Genomic DNA, 25,032 nt, shown 5'->3' on the forward strand with positions numbered 1-25,032 from the left:
TCAGGGAAAATCGCTGACCTGCGGCTTCGGCTCCTGGCAGGGCGTCAGGGATTGTCAGGGATGTCAGGGAAATTAGGCCTTTTCCCTGACATCCCTGACGTGGCCTGACAGGTCGTCCGGCGGCGTTGTGGCCGGTCAGGGATTTCCCCTGACATCCCTGACGGTTACGGGGCTTCGGCCCCGTCCGTGGGGGTGCTCACGGCCGGGTGGACACGGAACGTGACGGCCGGGGTGCGGCCGCGCTGGCCGCCGGCGGGCGGCTGGTCGGTGCGGAGCCAGCCGTGCTGTTCGAGGAGGGCGAGGGCCGGTTCGACGTCGGCGACCTTCTTGAAGCGGCGGCTGCTGGCGACGGCGTCGTGGGCCTTGATGTGGGTGCGGTGGGTGCCGTCCTTCTTTGGGCGTCGGAGCCACTGGAGGAGGGCGTGGGCGTCCTCGGTGGCGGGGTCGGCGGCGATTAGGTCGAACACGGCGAGGGTGTGCGCGGTGTAGTACTCCGCGATCTCGGCGGCCCGGTCGACGGTGGCGGCCTCGACGGGCGCGCGCCAGTCGCCGTTGACGTGGTCGGCGAGGTGGAGCAGGACGGCGACGCGGGCGATGTGGCCGACCAGCTTGCCCGCCCAGTCCTTGATGTGGGCCAGCGGCTCGTCCGGGCGGAGCTGGACCTCGAACTTCTCCTGCAGCTTCTCCACGGCGAGGTCGGCGGCCTCGGCCAGCTTGACGGTGACCGGCTCGTCGAGGGCGGTGAGCATGTGCAGGAGCGCGGTGAGGCGCAGGTCGTAGGCGGAGGCGACCTGCTCCGGGACGGGCGTGGTGCGGATCTTGCGGTAGCCGAGGTTGGAGGGCGGCAGGGAGTACAGGAAGCGGGCGAGCAGGCCCCGATCCCGAGCGCCGGGGGCGGCGCCGAGCTCCTGCAGCACAGCAGGCTGCGGGGTGACGCCGATCGTCAGCGCGGGCTTGTCGACGGTGGGCTGCTCGCGGGTGATCCGGTCGGCCTGCAGACGCTCGCCCTTGTGCGCCTGGAGGAACACGCCCAGGTTCGGCTTGCTGCTGTAGCGGCCGACGATGCTGTCGAACAGGTCGCCTTCGGGGGAGAGCGCGGCCAGGCAGCGGTGGACGCCGAGCTGGTGGGTGACGGTCTCCGGGGTGATGTCCCCGGACAGAGTGAGGCGCGGGCTGGGCGGCACCACGATCTCGTCGGCCAGCATGCGGGCGCCGGCGATCTCGGCGACCAGGTGCGCGCGGTCGAGGTCGGGGTTCTTGCGGGCCTTGGCCATGAGCGCGTCGACCTCGGCGAGCGCGGTCTCCTTGGCGGTCTCGGCCTCGATGATCCGGGCGCGGGCGTCGGCGCGGAGTTCGTCCTCGACGCGGTAGATCGGTGCGGTCATGGTCGCGAAGACGTCGGACTTGCGGCTGGCCGGGGGCATCGCGCACACCAGGTAGAGGTTGGACTGCTCGCGCCATCCGGGCCGGATCTCCACGCCGACCCGTCCGCCGGCGGCCGTCGACAGGGCGGCGAGGGCCATGGTGGCGGCCATGTCGGGCGGGGTCTGGGTGAACTCGGCCACCGCGTCCACGTATGCGCCGACCCACTTCGGGAGGGCGTGGACGGGGAAGGTCGGCAGGGTGCTGTGGGAGCCGAGGGGGACGGGGTCGAGCCAGGTCTCGCCGGTGGCGAGGTCGGCGAGCGCGGCCAGGGCGGCGGCGCGCACGTCGTCCAGGTCGGCCTGGCCGTCGCCGGCCATGTGGGCGAGGCGGCTGGTCGCGGTGTTGATCCGGCGCCGCTCGGCGGCGACGCGCACGATCTCGGCGTAGTAGTCGCCGTTCGCGGCGGTCGGGGTGGCCTCCACGCAGGCGTGCAGGTAGCCGGCTCCACCGATGCGCCCGAGGTCGCCCTGCGCGCGCAGGACGCCGGTCAGCAGCAGCGGGTCCACCGGCCGCTCGCCGGCGGCCATGCGGGTGATGGCCCGCCAGATCGTCTCGTGCGCGGGGTGGTAGAACGCGCCGGGGTCGCCGAGCTGGGCGGCGAGCGCGGGGACCTGGACGGGGTCGAGCAGGGCGGCGCCGATGACGGCCTGTTCGGCGGCCTTGACCTCGGCGGGTTCGGGCCGGAACGGGATCACGTTCGGGTGCGCGGGCTCGGTGCTCAACGCAGCTCCTTTCAAACGGAGCGGGGCGGCCCGCACCCGGGCGGTGCCGGGTGCGGGCCGAGAAGGGGAGGGAGGGCAGAGCAGGGCGTCCGGCTGGTGCCCGGAGCGGCGGCCTGCCGGGAGGTGTTGCCGGGGGGTGTAGTCGGCGTGTTGTCGGGGGTGTTGCCGTGTTGTTGTCACAGGTCAGGAGGCGGGTGTTGTCGGGCGGGAGGGGGTCTGGGGCGGGCCGGGGGAGAGGGGCGAGGAAGGGATGCGGAGAGGTCCGCGAGAGCCCCCGTCCGGTGGCCCGGGGCGGGCCGGTGGTGGGGTGGTCAGACAGCGGCGGCGGGGGTGTGGTCGGCGACCGCCTCGGGCGGCAGCCGGGGGGTGTGCCCGAGGTGGTTCCTCAGGGCGGCCGCGGTGAGGCCGACGGAGACCCCCTTGCCCTTCACCCGGAGGCCCTTCTCGACGGGCAGGCCGGCGGCCCTCGCGACGGCCCCGAAGTCCCTCGGGTCGAGGCCCGGGTAGAGGCCGTGCCGCTGGAGGCTGGCTAGGACCTCGGAGAGGTGGACCTTTCCGGCGCCGCCGTCGCTCAGTGCGCGGATCGCGACCATGCGCTCGACGGCGGTCACCAGTTGGTCGGGGGAGAGGGTGGTGGAGGGCAGCTCGGGCTGCTCCTGGTCGGCGTCGGCGGCCGGGTCGTCGAAGTCCTCGTCCACGTCCTCCCCGGTGGCCTCGGGGGCCTTTACGGGGGAGGGGGCGTGGATGAGCGCGGCGATCCACCACCCCCCTATGAACAGGCCGACCCCGGGCCGGACCCAGGGGCCGACGAGGGACCAGACCAGCGGTCCGCCGACGATCAGCAGCAGGGCCGCCGCGCCGGCGGCGTCGCCGAGCTTGCTGCGCTTGGCCTTGCGGTCGGCCTTGGCACGCTCCAGCTCCAGCTGGCGGGCTGTGACCTCCGCAGCCTCCTGGGCCTGGAACATCGCGGCGCGCTTGGCCGCGTCGGGCTCGGCCGCGAGCCTCCTCGCGAACGTGGCCTCGGCGGCCTCGGCCGCCAGGGCGGCGATCCCGTCCTGCTTGCCCTTGAGCGCGGCGGCCTCGGCGCGCCGCTCGCGCTGGGGGGCCATCAGCTTCCGGACGAGGACGGGCGTCCCGGCGGCCAGGCCGGTGAACGGGTACAGGATGGTGGCGACGACCGTGTCGGTGGGGAAGATCTTCTCGGCCATGGCGGTCAGCCGATGAACGAGGTGATCAGGCCGCTGAGGATGCTGGCCGGGAGGGCCCAGAGTCCGCCGGCGGCGGCGAACAGGGACGGGGCGACGGCGCCGCACAGCGCGTCCTTCCACGGCTTCGGCTTGAGCCCGAACACGGCGATCGTCAGGACGGCCGCGGTGGCGCCGGTCTGCCACTCCCCCAGGGCGGCGTTGCCCTGGAAAGAGCTGCTCAGCTGCTGGCCGATGCCCGCCAGCTGCTGGAACGCGGTGCCCGCGTTGGCCGACAGCAGACCGATCCCGAACGCCCAGTAGGGGACGTGCTCGTCCGCGACGCTGATCTTGTTCTTGCCGCGCACGCCGACATAGAGGTACATGGTGGTGACGGTGGCGGCGCCGCCCGTGCCGAGTGCGATGAGGCTGCTCATGGTGCGTCTCCTTCGATCAGTGGAGGGGGAGGGCGGCGAAGAGGCGGTCGATGCCGGCGGCCACGGCCAGGCCGGAGGCGACCGGGACGCGCAGGGCGACGAGGGTCACCAGCGGCCAGGGGCCGCGGACCTCGGAGACGCGCTGGCGGCCCCGGTCGCGGACCTGAAGGTCCAGGGCCCAGCCGAAGGCGGCGACCAGCAGGCCGACGAAGGGCCCACCGGGGGCGATCAGCGACACCAGGCCGGTCGCGTAGCCGCCGGTCGCGCTGATCGCGGTGAGCACGCACCAGCGGCGGAAGCGTCGGGTGCGGTCGGACGGACCGGCGGTGCGGGCGGCGCGGCGGCGCTGGCGGCGGGCCCGGGTGCGGGCCTCGCGCTGGTCGACGAGCCGCTGCTCGCGGTGGCGGCGGGTGCGCTGCTCGGGGGTCTCCCCGGCGGCCGCGCGCTCGGCGTCCTCCCGGGCACGGGCCCGCTGCCGGTCCAGCTCGTGTTCGGCCTGACGGCGGGTCGCCCGCTCCTCGGGGGTCTCGCCGATCCGCTCGGCCAGCAGGTCGACCATGCCGACGAGGTCGTCGCGGCGGTGGCCGGGCGCGAGCAGCTGCTCGACGCGGTGGCGCTCGGCCCGCTGCTCGGCGCTCTCGCCGGCGGCGGTGAATGCGGCGTCGCGCTCGGCGCGCTGCTGGGCGATCAGGGTCTCGTACTGGACCTGTTCGCGGGCCGCGCGCTGGGCCTCGGTCTCGGTCAGGAGCAGGTTGACCTGCTGCCCGACCTGCGAGGCGATGGTGGGGACCTGCTCGGACAGGATCCGGCCGACCGGCGCCCAGAACGCCTGCGCGGCGGCCTCGAAGGACGGCCGGGCGGGCTGGTCGCCGTCGAGCGGGACGGGCGTGTGCACGACGGGGCCGGACTTGCGCCACCACTCGTCGACCACCGGCCCGGTGCCGGCCGCGGCGGGCGGGGTCTGGGGCGGGACCGTCGGCGGCGCCGACGGCATCGGCGGAACGGGAGGGGCCGACGGGGTGGAGGCAGGAGGGGCGAGGGTGACGAGCCTCTGCAGGACGTCGGCCAGGTCGTCGTCCCAGTCGCCGTTGTGCGGGGTGGTCATCGGTTCGACCCCCGGCGGATCAGCTCGCGGACGGCGATGCCGGCGATCGCGGCGTCGAGGAGCACGAGGAACAGGCTCAGCAGGTAGCCCATGGAAACTCCCAGGTCAGAGAGGATGCGCGCCCCGCACACAGAGGGGGTGCGGGGCGCGCATCGGGGAGTGGGTCAGGAGGAGCGCCACCAGGCGCGGGGGGACTTGGCGCGGTGCCAGGCGGTGGTGGACCGGCTGGTGCGGCGGGAGTCGATCTGGCGCTGCCCGGCGCGGTCCGCCTCGCGGACGGCCTTCGCGCGCCGCTGCTGGCCGGACTCGGGCGGCTTCGGGTCGCGGTCGAACATCAGCGCTGCCTGATGCGGCCGACGAGGACGAACGGCTCGCCGTCGACCACGCACATCGCGGTGAACTCGCCGGGGCAGGCGCCGCCGCTCCTGGCGTCGGTGACGACCAGGCGCGAGCACCACGGCTCGCGGATCAGGCCGCTGACCACGTCCAGCGGTACGGGGTCGGCGACGCGGTAGGCGATGCCGTCGCGGCGGACGATGCCGACCAGCGGCAGGGAAGTAATCGGCTTGCTCACTTCGCACCGCCGTCCTCGCCGACCGGCATGCCGGGGTCGACGTGCGGGTCGCGGACGTGATTGCCGAGGGCGAGGCTGTAGTAGCCGGTCAGGGTCAGCGGGACGCCGGCGTAGGTGGTGGCGGCGCTCAGCCAGGCGTGGGGACCGGTGCTGCCGTGGTCGACAGTGGCGGGGTCGACCACGAGGGCCTGGCGCCACTGCTCGAAGTCGCTCAGCGCGGTGTCGCGGTGGAAGCCGAAGCCCAGGCCCCAGACGAGGACCAGGTCGCCGGAGGCGTCGCGTTCGGCGGACACGACCTGTTCGCTGGTGACCTTGGGAACGGGCAGGTCGGCGTGGGCGCTGAGCGCGGCCATCAGCGCCCCGGCGGCGTTGAGCAGGTCGGATGCGGTCTGCATGGTGACTCCTGTGCTGGTCAGCGGGTCGAGGCGGCGGGGTGGTAGCCGGAGGCGATCAGCTCGGCGGCCTCGGAGCGGCGCTGAGAGGCGGTGGCGAGGGAGACGTCCAGGGCCTCGGCGATGGTCTGGAGCGTGACGCTCTCGGGGTTGCCGGCGCCGTCGGCGAGGATCATGCGGGCGACCTTGCGGGTGGCGCGGGCGGCGGGGGTCAGCTTCGCCGCGTCCTCCGCTTCGACCGCGTGCAGTTCCGCTTCAGCGGTGCGCTCGCGCGCTTCTGCGGCACCCTGGCGGGCGGCCTCGGCGGCCTGCTCGTCGGCGGCCTGGACGCGCTTGGCGTTGGCGGCGTCGCGGTCGGCTTCAGCGCCGCGGCGGCGCGCTTCGGCGGCGGCCTCCTCGGCTTCAGCCGCAGCCTTGGCCGTTTCGGCCCTGCGCAGCCGGACCTGCTCGGCCGCCTCGTCGTCCTCGGCGCGGGTCCGCTCGACGGCCGCCGCCTCGCGGTCTGTTTCGGCGGCGCGGCGGCGGGTTTCAGCGGCGGCCTGCTCCGTTTCAGCGGCGGTCCGGTCGGTTTCGGCGGCGCGTTGGCGGGCCTCGGCGGCCTCCTGCTCGGCCGTGGCGGCGGCCATGACGGCCTCGGCCTGGTCGAGGCGTTCGGCGGCCTCGGCCTCCCGGCCGGCGGCGACGGTGCGGGCGTGGGCGTGGGCCTTGGCCGTCGCCGTTTCGGCGCCGACCTCGTACCCGGCGGCCTGGACCCGGCCTTCGGTCCGCAGTCGGGTGATGCGGGCCTCGGCGGCGCGAGCCTCGGCGCGGGAGTTCACCTCGGCCTCGAATGCCTGCAGCCGTTCGGCCCGCAGCCGGGCCTGTTCCTCGGCCTCCATGGGCAGGGCCAGGGCCTCGTCCACGCCGAGGCCGAACCGGGCCATGGTGAGAGGAAGCAGCAGGTCGGGCGCCACGTCGGACAGGTCGTCGCCGTACTCGCGCTTCAGCATGACCTCGTAGACGAGCAGGTCCTGCTCCAGGGAGACCGCCCGGGAGTAGGAAGGGATGCCGTTGAGGCGCATCCGCCGGTACATCGTGAACGCTCGCCAGGGGGCGAGGAGCCAGCGGTGCAGCGGCACCCCGTCGCGGCCGTCGCCGGCCTCGATCCGGGTGATCCGGATGACCAGGCGCCGCCCCGCCTCCACCACCGCCACGAACATGATCGGGATGACCGCGTGCATCGCCGTGCCGGTCGGATCGACCAGCAGCGGGCCCGCGCTCGCGGCGTTGAAGTAGATCGTCGCGGCGGTGAAACCGTGGGCCAGCAGACGGAGCATCGGCCACGGGGTGCCCTTGCGGATCAGGTGCAGATCCATCGCCAGCAGGGCCACGATCCCGGCGTCCACACCGACCGGGAACGCATAGCTGAAGTTGCCGAGGCCGTGCCTGAAACCGAGGTCCCGAAGCGCGGAGTACGAGCCGGAGAAGCCGATCCCGGCTAGCACGGAACCGCCGACGGCGGCCAGGATCGTCAGGCTCAGCATCAGCGCGCCCGGCGCCGTCACCGACGCGCTCGAAGCGGCGGGCCGTGCGGTTGAAGCCGCAGTGGGCGGCGCTGAAACGTGTGCCGGCGCGGTCATGGTGGTCACGCGGCCATCCGCTCGACGCTCGCCGTACGGCGGATGACCGCAGGGCGCCGCAACGGCACCGGCGCCGACCGCAAGAGGCGCTCGGCGTAGGCGGCCAGTTCCGGGTCCTCCCGGCGCAGGTCCGTCAGCATCGAGTGCGCCGCGTCCAGCCGGGCCGCGCGCTCGATCTCGTCCTCGCCGGCGACACCGGCGAACAGCTGCTCGTCCACGCCGAGCGCCAACTCGGCGAACTCGTCCTCGTCCGCGGCCGTCTGGCCCGCGATAATCAGCTTCATGGGCTTACCTCTTCTCTGGGGTGTGGGCCCGTGAGGGGCCGCCGCGCTCCGGCCAAGGAAGGCGCGGCGGCCCCGTTCTCACAGGCCAGGCCAACGTGCGATCAACAGCACTGGCCGCCCCGGTTGCCCGGGACGGCCAGCAGGTCTGCGCCCTGGTAGGCGGGCGCGGCCTTTTGATCTAGGTCTCCGATCTGACAAGGCGCCGGGATGCCTCGGCCCGATCTGTCCCGGGCCCCTTCGCCCTGGGCGCGGCGGAAGGCCGGCCATCTACGGGCGCATTCGTGCAGGTCAGAGCAGCCCAAAGAAGGCCCCTCTGTGTCACGCCTGTCTCACTCGGTGCGACACTCACAACATAGAGAACCTGCTTAGGCAGGTCAAGAGAGTTGGGTTTCTCGCCTGTGTTGGGTGGCTGCCCTAGCATTGGCGCATGGCCCTAGACCCGGACGACTCGCGTCCCCCGTATCAGCAGGTCGGCAGCTATCTGCGGGCCGCGATCCTCACCAAGAAGCCCGGCTACGAGACCGCCGACAAACTTCCGTCAGGCCCCGAGCTGGCCAAGTTCTTCGGCGTGGCGCGGGGGACGGTCGACAAGGCCCTCGACCTGCTCCGTACTGAAGGCCTGATCGTGACGCGCCAGGGGAGCGGGTCCTTCGTCCGGGAGCGCACGTCCCGCCCGGTCGGGCTGCGGCCGCACCTGGAGGCGGCGTTCGAGCAGAAGCAGGTGACGCTCGACTTCGCCGGCTTCTCCAGTGAGACGCTCCACAACGCGCTCCAGGAGCCGCTCGACAAGGTCCGCTCAGGCCGGCTCACCCCGGAGTCCATCACCGTGCGCCTACTGCTGCCGGACACCACGGAACCGATGGCCGTCCCCGTGCTGGTCGACGGTCTCAAGGACGAGGAAGCACTCCGCGAGCGCGCCCGGAACATCGCGCTCACCAACGCCGGCGGCATCGCGCACTCGGTGGAGATGTTGGCGGAGCTCGGCCTGGTCCAGTCGGCCAGCGTCGAGGTGAAGGTCCACCGGGCATCCAGCCTGTTCAAGCTCTACATCCTGAACCGGTCGGAGGCGTTCTTCGGCTTCTACCCCCTGCGTGAGCGCACCATTTCGATCGACAGCGCGGCGCACACCTTCTACGACGTGACCGGCAAGGACACCACCCTGTTCCACCACGCTGCCGGCCCTGACGATGCGTCGCTGGGCTCGCAGTACGTCCAGCAGGCCCAGATGTGGTTTGACAGCGTCTGGGCGACGATCGCGTACGAGCGTCAGTCGTGACCGCGGCTTCCTCCTCGCTCGCTGACGTGCTTCGCCCCGTGAAGCACGTCCTGCTCGACTTCGACGGCCCGGTCTGCTCAGTGTTCGCAGGGCTGCCGGCGCCGGAGGTCGCCCGACGTCTTCGAGCGGGCCTGCTTGCTTCTGGTGAGGAGGTCCCGCCTGAGGTGGAGGCCGAGGCAGACCCGCTTGCCCTGCTCCGGCTGATTGCTGATGCTCGGCCGGATCTTGTCGAAGATACGGATGGCGCACTCGCAAAGCTGGAGACCGAGGCGGTATGCGTCGGCCGGCCGACTCCAGGAGGTGAATCGGTTCTGCGTGCGTGTTCTCGGTCCGGTCGCTCTGTCTCGGTGGTTAGCAATAACGCGGGCGCCGCGATCGAGATTTATCTTGCCGATCACGGACTCAGTGGCTACGTAGCCGGTGTGTACGGCCGGACGCCCGGTGATCCTTCGTCCATGAAGCCGAACCCGAGGCTTCTCCTGGAGGCCATGAAGTCCACTGGCCATAAGCCGGAAGAGTGCATCTTCATCGGTGACGCAGAGAGGGATGTCGAGGCCGGTGACGCCGCAGGGGTCGCCACCATCGGGTACGCCAATAAGCCGGGGAAGGATGTGCGGCTGGCTGCCGCTGGCGCTGTGGTCATCGTGACCTCAATGCAGGCCATCGCGACGGCCCTGCTCTGAGCGTGACTGTTACCCGATTCGAACCCTCATCAAAACGCGCGCCCCGCTCGCCGCAGGCCCGGTATCTGCCGGGCCTGCGGCGAGCGGTTACCGTAAGACGTCTCGCGCCTAGTACGCTTCGTGGTCATCTCAACACTGCTCGGCCGACCTCCGGATCCGCAATGCGCATCCGACTTTGTCATCCAGCACCGAGAGCTTGCATAAGTGCGGCTTCTGCCACCGACGTCCCGATCCGGGTCGCTACGTCGAGAGCCCACCGGCCAGCCCTCGCAAGGTGCTGGCCCGCTCCGCCCTCGTCCCCCTCATCTGCGGCCTCCCTCGCGGCTTGAATTTCAGCTACGGCCTGATAGTCGGATGAGCTCGTCGCTTCTAGAACAAGCTGCTGCTTCAGCCTTTCAAGCTCAAGCGCCAATGTCGGCAGATCTGCTGCCAGTTGACGCTGATCTGCCTGTTGGGTGAAATCTTGGGCTTTCGCGTTGGGCCCTTGGGCTCCTACCTGGCTCTGATTATTGTCAAAATATCCGCCCGAGTAGTCGTTCGTCATGACAACCTTTCCTATATTTACTGGGAAGCTCCGGCTGATGAGCTTCTCAAGCTTCTCGATCCGATCAACGAGGTCTGGTTCTCCCAGTGCGCCGAGCTCCCCGGATATGCTCGCCATCTCCTTCTGGACATCACTGGTTACTCGCCGCACATGGGCTAGGGCGGATTCCCGCTCCTCCAAGAGCGACTCGTTTTCCCGCACAAGCTCTTCTTGGATGAGACGTTCAAAAGAGCCGTCTCTTCTGTCAGCATCTTTCATGCGCGACATGAGCAAGTCGTTTGTCAGGAGCTTTGTCGCAGTCTCCTCGGGGAGGCCTGCATAGGTTGCAAGATAGGCGGCAACTCTGCTAACGATCTCGTTACGACCTTGCCCGATGCCACGAAACTCGGGCATGGCGAAGATTTGGGCGAACGCACCATCGGATTGTCGGTTCGATGCTAGGAAGAGGCGAAGCGCCCGCGAGAGAGTGTCAGGTCGCGTAACGATCCACGTACCCGATCCGTAGACTGGCGAGAGGACGTCGCGATCAAATCTGCGGAATATATTGTCCGCGCTAACTATGAGAGCCCCAGAAAACAGCGGGCCCTTCCCTCTCGGCTTCTGTCGGTTGGCTGCCGCCAGCCAAATAGCGACGTCATGGTCCAAGGTCGCGTATGCCTTTTCCTTGTGATACTTCTCGGCCATGTAGGCCTTGTATTCCTCTACCAGTTCGGCGCGCCTGCGGCTCTCCTCTTGTGACATTTCTGACTCGCGAAAGATGGTGAGGCCGTGCTGTGCAAGGAGTACGGGAAGGTTTGAATAGCGCCCGAGGAAGATATCCACTGAAGTGGCGATTTCACTATTGAGCTGATGGTATCTTATCTCGATGCTAGACATTGCGCGGGGGAAGCTGAGGCGCGCACGGCTGAGTGCAGGCGTGTAGTGCAACTGTCGTAGCCGGTCCCCGATGGCAGACATCGTCTTATCGAGTTCGCCCAGGGTCTTTTCGTGGTAAAACACTTTGAACGGAAATCCGCCTTCTCGTAGCAGATCGAATAGATCTGCAGAAATGGCATCATGGGGATTCGCGTGGGCTCCGATAATGCTGTAAATTACATTGGTATCCACGAAAATAGTCAGCTCGGGGACATTCTCGATAAGGCTTCCGCGAGTTTCGTCGTCGAGGCCGAGTGCCAAGAAGTTGAATGTGCTATTGACGAGCTCTGAAACGTATTCTACGCGATCGATGTTGCGCCCGTCGAAAAATACTGCAACTGCTTGCGATATCTCGGGAAAGATGCCATCAGGTAGCCCCGACTCGGATACTGCCTCTTTGAGGAGAGACTCTGGTGAATCATCACCTGAAAGGTCAGAAAAGTCAGTTGCGGATGGGTCGAGGAGCTTCACTGCGTCAATCCCGTGGCTAAGAAATGCCCTTCCTGCGTAGGCCAGAAGGCAGGACCAGAGGGCATCGCTCGATTGCTCGGGAAGCAGGTTTTCTACCTCGGCCAGCCAGGAAGCCTGCGCTCTGCGCTCCAGATCCTCGCCCGCCTGGATCTGGTCTATTGTGGCTTTCTGTGCCTCAGTTGTGAGCACGTACTGACCGCGGTAGGTATTGTAGGCGAGAATATTTGTGCGGATAGCCCGGTCTCGCGCGGCCAAAATGTCGGCTTCCGACAGGGATAGGCCAAATAGTGACTCAATGGCGCTTATCCAGTCTTCGGGATCCTGCCACTGCCCGTTGCCATAAACCATGGCAACGGGGAGTAGGCCATCTACCACTTGCTGGCTTCGACCTGTTCCGGATATTGCAGCAACCTGACACAAGCGGCGAAAGCGCTTAGTAAAACGCGGGGCAACAAGTGGTGACACTTTAGCTGCGCCTCCCTTGGTACGCACCCGTGAATCACAGTCGACTATTGCGAGTCACACCTGGGATCAGTCTAGGGCTTGAGTGAACTGGCGTCAGCTGGACTACATCGTTTCGTTAAGTCCTTCGAGCTACGACACCGCATGGCAGCACATTGGTCGGCTCCTCTGGGGATCGGGTGCCCAGCAACCGTCCTCGGCGTGCCACGGCTGTGCCAGGTTGGACGGGGAACCCACGGAACCCAGGGGGATCCAGGGAACCGCAGGTGCTCGCGTGGCGATGAGTGGTAGGCCCGCAGGCGTCGATATCCCAGCTCAGAGGGATGAGCTCTGCCCCGCCTGAGTCGTGGAACATGCGTGGAACGAACCTTCGGAGTTGACGAGCAGGCAGTGACGGTCTCGCAGGTACGGAGAGGGGACTAGTCGGTCTGGCCGGGTGCCCTTGAAAACTGTCGTGGCGTGACCCGTCACCGTGGGTTCGAATCCCACGCTCTCCGCCGGTAGGAGAACCACCTGCTCAAGGCGGGTGCCGACATCGCGTCGGCACCCGCCTTCTGCGTTTCCGGGGTCGTGAGGGGAGTCCGGTTTCACCTGAACGGGGGGTTTGGGGAGGGGTGTCCTCTTGTGGGGGCGGAGGTCTCGTTAGTCGGAGGTAAGGGGCGGACCGCCCTGGGCCCGGCGAGGAGAGACGAATGGCCTGGTACCCCGGCGCTGAGAAGATGGAGCTTCAGCCCGAGTCGGACGAGCAGCCGGCGATCGTGCCGACGCAGGTGATCTTCCACAGCATCGCGGCGCCGTGGACGCCGCGGCGCATGTACGAGTACTGGCGGGACTCGACCAATCTGGAGTCGCACTTCGGGGTCGGCTACGACGGGTGCGTGGGCCAGTTCATCGGCACGCAGACCCGGGCGGACGCCAACATGCGGGCCAACCGGCGGGCGGACGGGACGGGGGCGGTGAGTGTCGAGTCGGCCAGCAACGACCGGCACACCGATCCGTGGACGGACGCGCAGGTCGCGGCGCTGATCGCGCTCGGGGTCTGGCTGCACAGGGAGCACGGGATCCCCGTACGGGTCTGCCGCAGCGCGGACGACCCGGGCTTCGGGTACCACCGGCTCTTCCCGGACTGGTCGGACGGCGGTACCGCCTGCCCCGGCGATGCGCGGGTGCAGCAGTTCAGGGACGCGGTGCTGCCCGGTATCGCCGCGGGTGCGGGCGGCGCGGGCACACCGCTGCCGCCGCCGGCCCGGTACCGGGTGACCATCAACGGCCTGGAGTACGGCTACGGCGCCCACGGCCCGCAGGTCCGGGAGGTGGGGGAGGCGCTGGTGGCGTCGGGGCACGGCTCGCACTACACGGCCGGGCCTGACGAGGACTGGCGGGACGCCGACACCCTCAACTACCAGGACTACCAGCGCAGTCTGGGCTACTCGGGATCCGCCGCGGACGGCGTGCCGGGCGAGGACTCGCTGCGCCGGCTGCTCGGCCGACTGCCCTCGCCGAACCGGGTCTCGCTGGCCCACATCGTCACGGCGGCGCGGACCGACCCCGGTGCCGAGCAGGGGCACCAGTCCTACGGCGGCGAGGTCCGGATCGTCGAACAGGCGCTGGCCGACGAGGGGTTCCTGGAGCAGCGTTGGGTCGACGGCTCGCTCGGCACCAGGACGGTGCAGGCGTACGCGGCCTTCCAGCGCAGCCTCGGTTACGCGGGCTCGGACGCGAACGGCATCCCGGGGCAGCGCAGCCTGCGGGAGTTGGGGCAGCGGCGGGGGTTCGACGTGACCGACTGAGGGGCGGCGGAGGGCCGGCGGCCGGGAGGACGGACCGGGTGCTTGACCATGACACGGTGTGAGGGCCTGCACTGGAGGAATCATGTTCAACATCGGAGACTTCGCCAAGCACGGCCGGGTGTCGGTCCGCATGCTGCGCCACTACGACGCGATCGGGCTGCTGCGCCCGGCGCGTGTCGACCCGGCCAGCGGCTACCGCTTCTACGAGGCCGCCCAACTCGCCCGGCTCAACCGCGTCATCGCGCTCAAGGACCTCGGCTTCACGCTCCACCAGGTGCTGGCCGTCCTGGACGACCGGGTGGACGCGGCCGAGCTGCGCGGGATGCTGCGGCTGCGGCGGGCCGAACTCGCCGCGGCGATGGCGGCGGACGCCCGGCGGCTGGCCCGGGTCGAGGCGAGGCTCCGGACGATCGAGAGCGAGGGAACGATGTCTGCGCACGACGTGGTGGTGAAGCGGGTGCCGTCGGTCCGGGTGGCGGAGCTGACGGGCGTCGCGGCGAGTTACGAGCCGGAGGAGATCGGGCCGGTGATCGGCCCGCTGTTCGCCGAGCTCTGCCGCCGGCTGGCGGAGGCCGGGGTGGCGGAGGCCGGCCCGTCGGTCGCCCGGTACGAGGACGTGCCGGACGGGGACGGCGCGGTGTTGATCCGGGTCGCGGTCCCTGTTTCGGCGTCCCTGGCCGTGGAGGGGGAGTACGGCTTCGCGGTGGTCGACCTGCCGGAGATCGAGGAGGCGGCGACCATCGTGCACCGCGGGTCGATGGACGACACGGTGGGTGCCTTCCAGACGCTGGCCCGCTTCGTCGACGAGAACGGCTACCGTTCGGCGGGGTACGCCCGGGAGGTGTACCTGGAGTGCCCGGACGCCCCGGCGGACTGGGTGACGGAGCTCCAGGAGCCGGTGGCCCGGGTGTAGTACAGCGGGGCCGGTGGAGGTGGCTTGCCCTCGACCCGGTCGAGGGTCCTACGGTCGGCGGGTATGGCGACGACCACGGACAACACGGCCACCGGGAGCACGACGACACCCACGCCTGCCGGCACCCCGCCCGCCGGCACCGCACTCGCCGGAGCCGCGCCCGCCGGCGCCGACGCCGCACCGGTACGGCGGACCGCGCTCCCAGGCCCGTACCTGCTCTGGCTGGCCGGTGCCCACCGGCCTGCTGGGCGATGCCGCGCTCCACTTCGCGCTGGGCTGGGCCGCGTCCGTCCACGGCGGGGGCGCGGCGGGCCTGGTGCTGACCGCGATCACGCTGCCGCGCACCGCCCTGGTGCTGCTGGGCGGCGCGGTGGCGGACCGGCCGGGCTCTGCACGGCCTCGGCGGGGATCGCGGTGCTGGCCTGGTCACCCGGTGTGCCGGCGGCGGTCGCGGGCGGCGTGGTGGCCGGGGCCGGATCGGGTCTCTTCGCCTGCCGCCTCGGACCGCTGGTCCTGGGGAGCGCCCCGGCCGGCCATCTCTCCCGGGTGCAGGCCCTGCTGACGCTGGTGCAGAGCGCCGCGCTGGTCCTGTCGACGGGCCTGCTCGGCGTCCTCGCCGACGTGGCCGGGGCGCGCCCGCCGATGGTGCTCTGCGCGCTCGCGGCCGGTGCGGCCGGGTTCGCCGCGCTGACGTCGGCCGCACTGCGCCGGGTCAGACGCATGCCGCTGCGTGGCGCGCCGCGCAGCTCCCTGAACGGCTCCCTGGGGGCTGCTCTCGGTCATGGGTGGGCGGGGCCAGGCCGGGGGTCGCGCCGGAGCGGCGTACTTGCCGCTCGTCCGGCCGCCGGGCAGAGTGCGGACAGGGGCGTCGGGCGGCGTGCGACCGCGTGGCCCGCGTCCGGGCACCTGCGGCCGCCGAGCGGCGTACGGCGTCGGGCGGCGCGCGTGGCAGAGCGGCGTATCGCCGGACGGCGTGCGCCGGGTGGTGATCGGAGGCGGCGATGAGTGATCTGACGGACCGGCTGGCCCAGGGGCTCCCGACCGGCGCACTGGCGGTGGACCCGGATGTGATGGCCGCCTACAGCCACGACATGGCCGGGTTCTGCGAGGCCGGAACCCCAGCTGTGGTGGTCTTCCCGGAGACGGTCGAGCAGGTGCAGCACGTCCTGCGGACCGCCACCGAGCTGCGCGTCCCGGTGGTGCCGCAGGGCGCCCGGACTGGGCTCTCCGGCGCGGCCAACGCCGTCGACGGCTGCATCGTGCTGTCGATGGTCAGGATGAACCGCATCCTGGAGATCGACCCGGTGAACCGGATCGCGGTGGTCGAGCCGGGTGTGGTGAACGCGGAACTCTCTCGGGCAGCAGGAGAGTTGGGGCTCGCCTACCCGCCGGACCCCTCCAGCTGGGAGTCCTGCACGATCGGCGGCAACATCGGCACCGGCGCGGGCGGGCTCTGCTGCGTCAAGTACGGCGTCACCAGCGAATACGTGCTCGGGCTGGACGTGGTACTGGCGGACGGGCGGCTGCTCTCCACCGGGCGGCGGACGGCCAAGGGCGTCGCCGGCTACGACCTGACCCGGCTGCTGGTCGGTTCGGAGGGCACCCTGGGGGTGGTGGTGCGGGCGGTGCTGTCCCTGCGGCCCGCGCCCGCACCGCAGTTGGCGCTGGCGGCGGAGTTCCCGAGCGCGGACGCGGCGGGCGCCGCGGTCTGTGAGGTGATGGCCCGCGGCCTCGCGCCGTCGCTGATGGAGCTCATGGACTCGGTGGCCGTGCGGGCGGTCAACGAGCTGGGGCAGATGGGGCTGCCGGAGTCGACGCAGGCGCTGCTGCTGGTGGCCTTCGACGGGACGGACCCGGCGGCCGAGCTGGCGGTGGTGGGGGAGATCTGCCGGGCGGCGGGTGCGACGGAGGTGGTGCCGGCCGAGGACCAGACCGAGTCGGACATGCTGCTGGAGGCCAGGCGGTTGGCGCTGCCGGCGCTGGACCGGCTGGGTACCACGATGATCGACGACGTGGCGGTGCCGCGCTCCCGGCTGGCCGAGATGCTGAACGGCGTGGCCGGAATCGCCGAACGGTACGAGCTGACCATCGGGGTGGTGAGCCACGCGGGGGACGGCAACACGCACCCGATCGTCATCTTCGACGCCGCCGATCCGGAGGAGACGGCCCGGGCGCAGCGGTCGTTCGACGAGATCATGGCGCTGGGGCTGGAGTTGGGCGGCACGATCACCGGGGAGCACGGGGTCGGGCTGCTGAAGCGGGAGTGGCTGGCGCGCGAGCTGGGGCCGGTGGCGGTGGAGCTGCAGCGGCAGGTGAAGGCGGTCTTCGACCCGTTGGGCATCCTCAATCCCGGGAAGGCGGTCTGATGGTCGGCTTTTCGAGCTCTGCCGACCCCGGGCGGACCGCTTTTCCCGTCGGAAACTGCCGCTGGTCGAAGGCTGTCGCCGTCGGCTAAATAGGATTGTTGGAATAGTCGCAGGATGGCTGGAAATATCGACATGGGTCGGTCGCGCCACCTTGAGGGGGTGTGACTGGCGAATCCCTGCGCCAGGGTGGCGCGCTTGGGTTCTCCGTGTGCTCCCCGTGCGCTGTTCCCGAGGGCTCCGGCGCCTGCCATTCATCGGGCAAAGTCCCAGGTCGATGGCGGTGCGTCGGAGCGCTTTCCGTCGGGCCGTCCGTTATTCCTCGCCGCCCTTGATATCACGCTAACGGGCGAAACTTCCGGTGCGAGGTGGTGCTTTGTCGATTTGTTGCGGAAGTCTTTCCCTCGGCGTCGCAGCCGGCAGGTGTTCGTCTGGCCGACGAACTCCCGCACCAATGCACGAATACCTGATTGACAGTTTTTCTTGGAGGCAACTCATGGCTCGCATCCGCAATCGCCGACTGGCCGGACTTCTGTTGGCCGCTCCGCTCGCGGCCGGTCTGCTGCTCGCGGGCGCCGGTTCCGCCGCCGCCGACAACGGCGCGGCGGCCAACGACGGCTCCAACAGTGGCGTGGTGTCGAACGTCGGCACGGGCAACGTCTTCGGCTCGGTCGACGGCAACTACGTCTCCACCCAGCAGACGGCCACCGGCTCCGGAGCCTCGAACCAGGCCAACACCCTCACGGTGAAGGACAACTCGGGCGTCATCCTGGCCAGCCAGTCCAACAAGAACGTCAACCTCGTCTTCGCCCCGGTCTTCCACTGACCGGAACGGGTACCACCGCCGGCGGGGGCGCCGGGGGTGGTCGGCCGCGGGTGAGCTGAGCACTCGCGGTGGGGCTCGAAGCGACACGACGCGAAAATCGCAGGGAACGACCGGGGCAGCGGAAAGGGTCACCGCCAACCGGCGTCGTGGGCGGTGCCGATCGACGGCGCCGCCCACGAGTGCGTCCGGGCGCGGGTCCTTCCGGCACGCATCGGTGCCGGCCGGGGGCAGCCCGCCCGGGCCGGGGACATCTGGCCCGGGAACGGGGCCGCCGGCCCCGGGCAGGCGCGGGCGCCGACGCGAACGCGTGCACGCCCGCCGATCCGGCCGCCGCCCCGACCGCGTGGGCGACCGCGTCATCGGCCGCCGATCCGGCCGCCCGCGGACCCTCGTCGAGCCAGGGCGCGCGCGGAGCCGTCACTCCTCGGCGGTACGGTTGCGCTCCGACAGCGCACCCCGTGCCCGGGCCCCCGAGGCCCGTCCGGCGAGGGGCTGCGACCGCGGCAACCGGAAGGAAGGGCGCGATGGCAGCGGAGGAGGAGGGCCTGACCGGTCCGGGCGAGGCCATGCCCGCACCGGGACCGGAGTCGGGGCCCGAGTCGTGGCCGGCGCCGAGGCCCGAGACCAGGCCCGAGCCCAGGTCCGTACCCGAGCTGCTGCTCGGCCGCCCGCCGATGGCCCGCCCACTGCCGTCCTTCGACGCCGAGGCGGCCCCGGCCGAGCCCGGCCCGCTCTTCGTCGACTGGCTCGCCACCGCCCTCGCGGCCGGTGTGCTGGACCCGCAGGTCGCCACCCTCTCCACGGTCGACGCCGACGGCCTGCCGGACGCCCGGGTGCTGGTGCTGCGCGACGTGGACGCGGCCGGCACCGGCTGGGTCTTCTCGGCCGCCGCCGACAGCCCGAAGGGCCGCCAGCTCGCGGATCATCCGGCCGCCGCGCTCACGCTGTACTGGCCGCCGCTGGGCCGGCAGGTCCGGGTCCGGGGCACCGTCGAGCGGGCCGCCGACCAGGTCGCCGGCGCCGAGTTCGCCACCCGCTCCCCGGCCGCCCGGGTCGGCGCGCTGGTCGGCCGGCAGAGCGAGCCGCTGGCCTCCCTCGCCGAGTACGACGAGGCGGTCGCGGTCGCCCGCCGCCGCCTGGAGGCCACCCCGGACGCGGTGGCCGCCGGGCACGCCGTCTACACGCTCTGGGCGCACGAGGTGGAGTTCTGGCAGGGCGACGCGGACCGCCGCCACGTCCGGCTGCGCTACACCCGGACCGGACCGGTCCGCACCCCGGAGTGGTCGCGGACGCTGCTCTGGCCGTAGCCGGTCCGTGCGCCGCAGGCCACCGGCCCGCCCGCCGTGCGCCGCAAGCCCGGCGTACCTCGCCGGGCACGGCGCACCCGGCGCCCCGCGCGCCCACCGGGCGCGGCTCAGCGCCGACCGGTCAGCGTGGCCCCGACACTGGCGGCCACCACGCAGCCGATCCCGGCCAGCTGCGCCGCACCCAGCAGCTGGCCCAGCACCACCAGCCCGACCAGCGCGCTGACCGCCGGCTCCAGGCTGACCATCACGCTGAACACCCGCTGCGGCATCCGTCGCAGCGCCGTCATCTCCAGCGCGTACGGGATCACCGGCAGCAGCAGCGACACCCCGGCCACCGCGAGCAGCAGCGTCAGCGGTGAGGCGCCGGGCGCGGTCAGCCCGTCCCAGGCCTGGCCGAGCCCGAACGGCGCCAGCGTCAGGGCGCCCACCGTCATCGAGACGGCGAGCCCCTGGAAGCCCTGGAAGGCGGCGCCGACCTTGTCCGTGAACAGGATGTATGCGGCGTAGCAGGCGGCGGCCCCGAAGGCGTACATGAGGCCGACCGGGTCCAGCGAGGATCCGCCGCCGCCCTCGCCGAGCAGCGTCAGCAGCGCCACGCCGCCGGCCGCCAGCAGTGCCCAGACCAGGTGGCTGGCCCGGCGCGCGAAGACGAGCGCCACCGCGAGCGGCCCGAGGAACTCGATGGTCGCGGCGGTGCCCATCGGCAGCCGGTCGATCGCCCCGGCGAACAGCAGCGTCATCCCGGCGGAGGCCATGCCGAGCAGGCCGGCGGCGGCCAGGTCGCGCGGACGGCGACCGCGCAGCCGGGGCCGGGTGACGGCGAGCAGGATCACCGCCGCGAAGCTCAGCCGGAGGAAGGTCGTGCCGCTGACCCCGAGGGGGCCGAACAGCGGCTTGGAGAGCGCGATGCCGAGCTGGACCAGGAACATCGCGACCAGACAGAAGAGCGGCGCCGGGATCCTCCCCCAGCCTTCGGCCGGGGGGTCCCCCATCGGGCGCCGCAGGAACTTCGGGAACCGCCGGCCGGCGGGCCGGCCGGGGACCGCGTCCGGTGGCGTCCCGGTGCCGGGCGCCCCGCCTCGTCGCCGGCCGCCCCGCTCGCCGGCCGGCTCGCCCTTGGGGGCGGGCGGCATGGCAAGGGCCTCGGCGACGGTTTCGCTGGGGTTGGGCGTGGGCATGCTGGCGAGTTTGCCGTAAGGAGTCAGGTGGGGGCAAGCTCGTTACAAAAATCGGGACGGATGCGGACGGGTAGGACCGAAAGGGTGGGGTTCTCCGGCGTGCGCGGCGCGGCTGCCGGATTCGTCCGATGGTCCGTCAGTATCAAGGCCGGGTGCGCTATCTCCGCCCGGCGGCCGTGGCCGCCGCCTCCCTCGTCCTCCTGCTGGCCACCGACGGGACGGACGTGAGCGCCGAGGCGACCGCCCCGGTGGCCGCCGCCGTGCCCCGCATCCGGGCCTCGGTCCTCCCGGACCGGGCCGGTCCCCCCGACGTCCGCGTCCGCGACCTCTACAGCGGCGCCGCCTTCGACGCCTGCACCGCGCCGCCGCTCGACGCCCTCCGTGCCTGGCGCGGCGCCTCGCCGTACGGTGCGATCGGCATCTACACCAGCGGCGCCCAGCGCGGCTGCGCCCAGCCGAGGCTCACCGCCGACTGGGTCCGCCAGGCGCGGGCGATGGGCTGGCGGTTCCTCCCCGTCCACGTCGGCCTCCAGGCGCCGTGCAGCGAACTCAAGGGCAAGCCGAGCCGCATCGACCCGGCCCGGGCCGCCCAGCAGGGCCGTGACGAGGCGGCGGACGCGGTCCGCGGCCTCAAGGCCGTCGGCCTGGGCAAGGGCAGCCCGGTCTTCCTCGACATCGAGGCCTACCCCATGCGCGACCCGGCCTGCGGTCAGGCCGTCGTCGACTTCGTCCTCGGCTGGACCCAGGGCCTGCACAACGCCGGCTACCGGTCCGGCTTCTACTCCAGCCTCGACTCCGGCATCGCCGACCTCGCCGCCGCCGCCCGCGCCGGCAGCTCCCCGCTGCCCGACACCCTCTGGTACGCCCGCTGGAACGACCAGGCGGACACGGCCGGCGGCGGCGCCCTCACCCCCGACCTGTGGGCCGACCGCCAACGCGTCCACCAGTACCACGGCAACGTCGAGGAGACGTACGGCGGTGCCACGCTCACCATCGACCGCAATCAGGTCGACGCCCCGCTGGCGGGCTGACGGTCCGGCACCCGTGAGCGGATAGGGTGTCCCGTCGACTCGGGCGGGCAGAGCTCGATCACGCGGAGGGGGACGAGCGTGTCGGAAGGCCAGGGGTACTACGGCGGCGCGGGCGGGCACGGCGCCGCGCCGCAGCCGAACCCGTACGCGCAGGGGGGTCAGCAGCCCGGCCCGTACACGCAGGGCGGGGCGAGCCCGTACGGGCAGGGCAGTCCGTACGGGCAGGGCGCGCCGCAGCCGAACCCGTACGCGCAGCCGAACCCGTACGCGCAGCCCGGCCCCCAGCCCGGCCCGTACCCGCAGGGCACCCCGTACCAGCAGCCGACGCCCGCGCCCGCGCCCGCGCCCGCGCCCGCGCCCGCGCCCGCGCCCGCGCCCGCGCCCGCGCCCGCGCCCGCGCCCGCTGCGCCGCCCGCCGCACCCCTGGGCACCGGCCACCTCGGCCCGGGGCCGCGCCGCAGCCGGGTCGGCGTGCTGCTCCAGTTCACCCTCCAGTGGATCTACGCGCCGCTCTGGATCGCCGCCCTGGCGGCCCTGTTCGTGGCCCTGCTCTGGAGCGGTGCGAGCGGCCCGTCCGGCTCCGACTCCTGGCTGAAGGTCAACCGCACCTTCATCCCGCCGCGCCGCCTCAAGGCGGAGCTCACCGGCCGGCCGGAGGTCTGGGAGCGGTACCTCACGCCGATCCTCGAACGGCGGATCCGCGCGGCCGAGGCGACGCACGCCGCCGGCGGCGGTGAGGTCGGCGACGACCTCACCCGCGTGATGCACGTCAAGTTCTCGGTCCGCCTCTACCGGGGCCTCGGCGCGGCCGGCGTTGTGCGGCTCGCCGAGCGGTACGGCTGGGAGCGCGGATCCGTCGGCGCCGGCGCGGGCAGCGTCTGGATCCGCCGCGTCTTCCCCGCCCCGCCCCGGGTGCCCGCTCCGGGCCCGCAGGACCCGCCGGCCGCCCCCGGCACGCCGTGGGGGCCGCGTCCGGGCCGGTTCGCCCTCCTGCTGCCGTTCATGTTCGTCCTGCAGATCGTCTACGTCCCCGTCTACGGGGTGCTCAGCCTGCTGGCCTTCTGGGTGAACCACCCGGAGCCGGACCACTGGGACCGCTGGGGTGCCCGCTGGGCGGTCGGCCCGTGCGCCTTCTGGGCCGAGCTGTCAGGCAGTGCCGCCGCCTGGGACCGCCACATCCGCCGCGTCCTGGCCCGCGGGACCCGCCGACGCCCCGACTCCCCGGGCTCGGGCCTTCCGCGGCGCATCCGGATCAATCTCGCCACCTACCGCGGCGCCGGGGCTCAGGCGGTCCTGCGCATCGCCGCCGAACAGGGCTACGTCCTCGACCCGGCCTACACGCCGGAGCCCGAGCACTGCGTCCGCCTCCACCGCCCGGAGCAGGGCTGACCCGGCGTCACCCGGCGGTGTCCCCTACTCCTTCAGAGCGAGCGTCAGCCAGCCGAGGCCCCCGCAGTCCTGGCAGGTCTCCGAGATGTGCCCCGTCCCCGACCGGTCCGCCCGCACCCCCAGCCGCGCCCGCATCCGCACCCCGCCGGAACAGCACGGGCAGGGCACCCGGAACCCGCCCGCCCCCCGGTCGGCCCGAGGATCCCCATCTCTGCCACTCATGCCCATCAGTATCGCCCGCCCCGGCCACCCCGGGTGCCGCAGCCGGGTGCGTCCGGGCGTCCCGGCGGGCGCGGAGTGCGGCATCCGCGGTGAATCCGTGACCCGTGCAACGGGGTCGGAATGCTGACATCGGGTGGGTGGAGAGGCACAATCGGGCTCGACCGCCCGCGTTACCGACGAGTAGTGGCGGCGCGGTCGCAGCCGCAGTGCCGCCCGGTCAAGGAGGACCCGTGTTCAGCACGATGCAGGACGTACCGCTCACCGTCGCCCGGATCCTCACCCACGGGGCCACCATCCACGGGCGGTCGACGGTCACCACCTGGGACGGCACCGGGCCGGTGGTCCGGACGTACGCCGAGGTCGGGGCGCGGGCCGCACAGCTGGCGTGCGCGCTGCGGGACGAGCTCGGGGTGACCGGGGACGACCGGGTCGCGACCTTGATGTGGAACAACGCCGAGCACCTGGAGGCGTACCTCGCGGTGCCGTCGATGGGCGCGGTGCTGCACACGCTGAACCTGCGGCTCCCGGCGCACCAGCTGTCGTTCATCATCAACCACGCCGCCGACCGCGTGATCATCGTCAACGGCACCGTGCTGCCCCTGCTGGCCGCCGTCCTCCCGGAGCTCGGCCCGACGCTCAGGCACATCGTGGTCAGCGGCCCCGGCGACCGGTCCGTGCTGGCCGGCTTCGCGGGTACCGTGCACGACTACGAGGAGCTGCTCGCCGGCCGGCCGGCCGAGTACCCCTGGCTGACCGACATCGACGAGCGCCAGGCCGCCGTGCTCTGCTACACCTCCGGCACCACCGGCGACCCGAAGGGCGTGCTCTACAGCCACCGTTCGGTCTACCTGCACTGTCTCCAGGTCAACACCGGCGACAACTTCGCCTTCACCCCGCGTGACATCGCGCTGCCGGTCGTCCCGATGTTCCACGTGAACGCCTGGGGCATCCCGCACGCCGCCTTCATGTCCGGCGCCGGCCTGCTGATGCCCGACCGGTTCCTTCAGCCGAAGCCGATGGCCGAGATGATCGCCCGGGTGAGGCCCACCGTCAGCGCCGCCGTGCCGACGATCTGGAGCGGCCTGCTGGACGAGCTGGACGCGGGCGACTACGACACCTCCAGCCTGCGGATGGTGGTCATCGGCGGCTCGGCCTGCCCGCCGTCGCTGATGCAGGGGTTCGACGAGCGCCACGGCATCCGGGTCGTGCACGCCTGGGGGATGACGGAGACCTCGCCGCTCGGCTCCTTCGCCCAGCCGCCCGGCGGGCTCACCCCCGAGGAGGAGTGGCCGTACCGGGTCACCCAGGGCATCTTCCCGGCCTCGGTCGAGGCCCGGCTGATGGGCCCGGCCGGCGAGCGGATGCCGCACGACGGCGTCTCGGCGGGCGAGCTGGAGGTGCGCGGGCCGTGGATCGCCGGCGCGTACTACGGCGGCGCCGGCCACGACCCGGAGCGCCCGGAGGACAAGTTCTCCGAGGACGGCTGGCTGCGCACCGGTGACGTGGGCACCATCACCGCGGACGGCTACCTGACCCTGACCGACCGGGCCAAGGACGTGATCAAGTCCGGCGGCGAGTGGATCTCCTCGGTGGACCTGGAGAACCAGCTGATGGCCCACCCGGAGGTCGCCGAGGCGGCCGTGGTGGCCGTGCCGGACGAGAAGTGGGGCGAGCGGCCGCTGGCCACCGTCGTGCTGCGGCCGGGAGCCACGGCCGGCCTGAAGGAGCTGCGCGCCTTTCTCGCCGGGCGGATCGCCTCCTGGCAGCTGCCGGAGCGCTGGGCGATCGTCGAGTCGGTGCCGAAGACCTCGGTCGGCAAGTTCGACAAGAAGGTGATCCGCGCCCACTACGCCGCGGACGAGCTGGACGTCACGGTGCTCGGCAAGGAGTAGCCGACGGGCCGGCCGGGACCACGGCTGA

At 71.8% G+C, this 25,032-nt stretch carries 22 protein-coding genes; 11 read left to right on the plus strand and 11 right to left on the minus strand.

Annotation, left to right across the window (positions count from 1 at the left end):
- Positions 1 to 164: 164 nt before the first annotated feature.
- From OG286_RS20975 to OG286_RS21015, 9 genes are all read right to left on the minus strand, one after another.
- On the minus strand, positions 165 to 2,147 hold the full coding sequence (locus tag OG286_RS20975; RefSeq protein ID WP_405360503.1) for a DUF3987 domain-containing protein: 1,983 nt from the start codon (positions 2,145 to 2,147) through the stop codon (positions 165 to 167).
- A gap of 311 nt (positions 2,148 to 2,458) precedes the next feature.
- Positions 2,459 to 3,355: a hypothetical protein gene (locus OG286_RS20980; protein ID WP_405360501.1), complete on the minus strand. Its 897-nt coding sequence runs from the start codon at positions 3,353 to 3,355 to the stop codon at positions 2,459 to 2,461.
- 5 nt (positions 3,356 to 3,360) lie between these two features.
- Complete coding sequence (locus OG286_RS20985; protein WP_405360499.1) at positions 3,361 to 3,768, minus strand: hypothetical protein; 408 nt, start codon at positions 3,766 to 3,768, stop codon at positions 3,361 to 3,363.
- A 16-nt stretch (positions 3,769 to 3,784) separates the two neighbouring features.
- Positions 3,785 to 4,873, minus strand: a complete 1,089-nt coding sequence (locus OG286_RS20990) for a hypothetical protein (RefSeq protein WP_405360497.1) — start codon at positions 4,871 to 4,873, stop codon at positions 3,785 to 3,787.
- 164 nt (positions 4,874 to 5,037) lie between these two features.
- The gene (locus tag OG286_RS20995; protein ID WP_405360495.1) at positions 5,038 to 5,208 is read right to left on the minus strand and encodes a hypothetical protein; all 171 of its coding nucleotides are present in this window, start codon (positions 5,206 to 5,208) and stop codon (positions 5,038 to 5,040) included.
- Complete coding sequence (locus OG286_RS21000) at positions 5,208 to 5,447, minus strand: hypothetical protein (RefSeq protein ID WP_405360493.1); 240 nt, start codon at positions 5,445 to 5,447, stop codon at positions 5,208 to 5,210. The genes OG286_RS20995 and OG286_RS21000 overlap by 1 nt, the downstream gene beginning before the upstream one ends.
- Positions 5,444 to 5,842, minus strand: a complete 399-nt coding sequence (locus OG286_RS21005) for a hypothetical protein (protein ID WP_405360491.1) — start codon at positions 5,840 to 5,842, stop codon at positions 5,444 to 5,446. The genes OG286_RS21000 and OG286_RS21005 overlap by 4 nt, the downstream gene beginning before the upstream one ends.
- 17 nt (positions 5,843 to 5,859) lie before the next feature.
- A complete protein-coding gene (locus OG286_RS21010) occupies positions 5,860 to 7,362 on the minus strand; it encodes a DUF2637 domain-containing protein (RefSeq protein ID WP_405360489.1) in 1,503 nt (500 codons plus the stop codon).
- Positions 7,363 to 7,463: 101 nt separating this feature from the next.
- Positions 7,464 to 7,742: a hypothetical protein gene (locus OG286_RS21015; protein WP_405360487.1), complete on the minus strand. Its 279-nt coding sequence runs from the start codon at positions 7,740 to 7,742 to the stop codon at positions 7,464 to 7,466.
- 427 nt (positions 7,743 to 8,169) lie between these two features.
- Here OG286_RS21015 and OG286_RS21020 point away from each other — a divergent pair, with 427 nt between their 5' ends.
- Together OG286_RS21020 and OG286_RS21025 are read left to right on the plus strand one after the other, a co-directional pair.
- A complete protein-coding gene (locus OG286_RS21020) occupies positions 8,170 to 9,018 on the plus strand; it encodes a GntR family transcriptional regulator (RefSeq protein ID WP_405360485.1) in 849 nt (282 codons plus the stop codon).
- A 38-nt stretch (positions 9,019 to 9,056) separates the two neighbouring features.
- On the plus strand, positions 9,057 to 9,701 hold the full coding sequence (locus OG286_RS21025; protein WP_405360483.1) for an HAD family hydrolase: 645 nt from the start codon (positions 9,057 to 9,059) through the stop codon (positions 9,699 to 9,701).
- A gap of 178 nt (positions 9,702 to 9,879) precedes the next feature.
- On the opposite strand, the gene OG286_RS21030 is transcribed toward OG286_RS21025, so the two are convergent.
- Complete coding sequence (locus OG286_RS21030) at positions 9,880 to 11,979, minus strand: hypothetical protein (RefSeq protein WP_405360481.1); 2,100 nt, start codon at positions 11,977 to 11,979, stop codon at positions 9,880 to 9,882.
- A gap of 806 nt (positions 11,980 to 12,785) precedes the next feature.
- Here OG286_RS21030 and OG286_RS21035 point away from each other — a divergent pair.
- The 6 genes from OG286_RS21035 (at position 12,786) to OG286_RS21060 (ending at position 19,292) form a co-directional block, all read left to right on the plus strand.
- Positions 12,786 to 13,883 carry a peptidoglycan-binding protein gene (locus tag OG286_RS21035; protein ID WP_396324101.1) on the plus strand — a complete coding sequence of 366 codons (1,098 nt, stop codon included), beginning with the start codon at positions 12,786 to 12,788 and terminating at the stop codon, positions 13,881 to 13,883.
- 82 nt (positions 13,884 to 13,965) lie between these two features.
- A complete protein-coding gene (locus OG286_RS21040; RefSeq protein WP_396324100.1) occupies positions 13,966 to 14,796 on the plus strand; it encodes a MerR family transcriptional regulator in 831 nt (276 codons plus the stop codon).
- A 414-nt stretch (positions 14,797 to 15,210) separates the two neighbouring features.
- Positions 15,211 to 15,801 (plus strand): hypothetical protein, encoded by a 591-nt coding sequence (locus OG286_RS21045; protein ID WP_405365665.1) that lies wholly within the window; start codon positions 15,211 to 15,213, stop codon positions 15,799 to 15,801.
- On the plus strand, positions 15,798 to 17,162 hold the full coding sequence (locus OG286_RS21050; protein WP_405360477.1) for an FAD-binding oxidoreductase: 1,365 nt from the start codon (positions 15,798 to 15,800) through the stop codon (positions 17,160 to 17,162). Before OG286_RS21045 ends, OG286_RS21050 begins: the two co-directional genes overlap by 4 nt.
- A gap of 493 nt (positions 17,163 to 17,655) precedes the next feature.
- A complete protein-coding gene (locus tag OG286_RS21055) occupies positions 17,656 to 17,985 on the plus strand; it encodes a hypothetical protein (protein WP_405365666.1) in 330 nt (109 codons plus the stop codon).
- 524 nt (positions 17,986 to 18,509) lie between these two features.
- The gene (locus OG286_RS21060; protein WP_396324097.1) at positions 18,510 to 19,292 is read left to right on the plus strand and encodes a pyridoxal 5'-phosphate synthase; all 783 of its coding nucleotides are present in this window, start codon (positions 18,510 to 18,512) and stop codon (positions 19,290 to 19,292) included.
- Between the two features lie 107 nt (positions 19,293 to 19,399).
- On the opposite strand, the gene OG286_RS21065 is transcribed toward OG286_RS21060, so the two are convergent.
- Complete coding sequence (locus OG286_RS21065) at positions 19,400 to 20,470, minus strand: EamA family transporter (protein WP_405365667.1); 1,071 nt, start codon at positions 20,468 to 20,470, stop codon at positions 19,400 to 19,402.
- 152 nt (positions 20,471 to 20,622) lie between these two features.
- Between OG286_RS21065 and OG286_RS21070 the strand changes: the two genes are divergently transcribed.
- The 3 genes from OG286_RS21070 to OG286_RS21080 all read left to right on the plus strand — a co-directional run bounded on the left by OG286_RS21070 (position 20,623) and on the right by OG286_RS21080 (position 25,004).
- The gene (locus OG286_RS21070; protein WP_396324095.1) at positions 20,623 to 21,501 is read left to right on the plus strand and encodes a DUF1906 domain-containing protein; all 879 of its coding nucleotides are present in this window, start codon (positions 20,623 to 20,625) and stop codon (positions 21,499 to 21,501) included.
- Between the two features lie 78 nt (positions 21,502 to 21,579).
- Positions 21,580 to 22,890, plus strand: a complete 1,311-nt coding sequence (locus tag OG286_RS21075) for a hypothetical protein (protein WP_405365668.1) — start codon at positions 21,580 to 21,582, stop codon at positions 22,888 to 22,890.
- 452 nt (positions 22,891 to 23,342) lie between these two features.
- Positions 23,343 to 25,004, plus strand: coding sequence for a long-chain fatty acid--CoA ligase (locus OG286_RS21080; RefSeq protein ID WP_396324093.1), 1,662 nt, complete (start codon positions 23,343 to 23,345; stop codon positions 25,002 to 25,004).
- The last annotated feature ends 28 nt before the right edge of the window (positions 25,005 to 25,032 follow it).

The sequence above is a fragment of the Kitasatospora sp. NBC_00039 genome, assembly GCF_045160625.1.
Lineage (GTDB): Bacteria > Actinomycetota > Actinomycetes > Streptomycetales > Streptomycetaceae > Kitasatospora.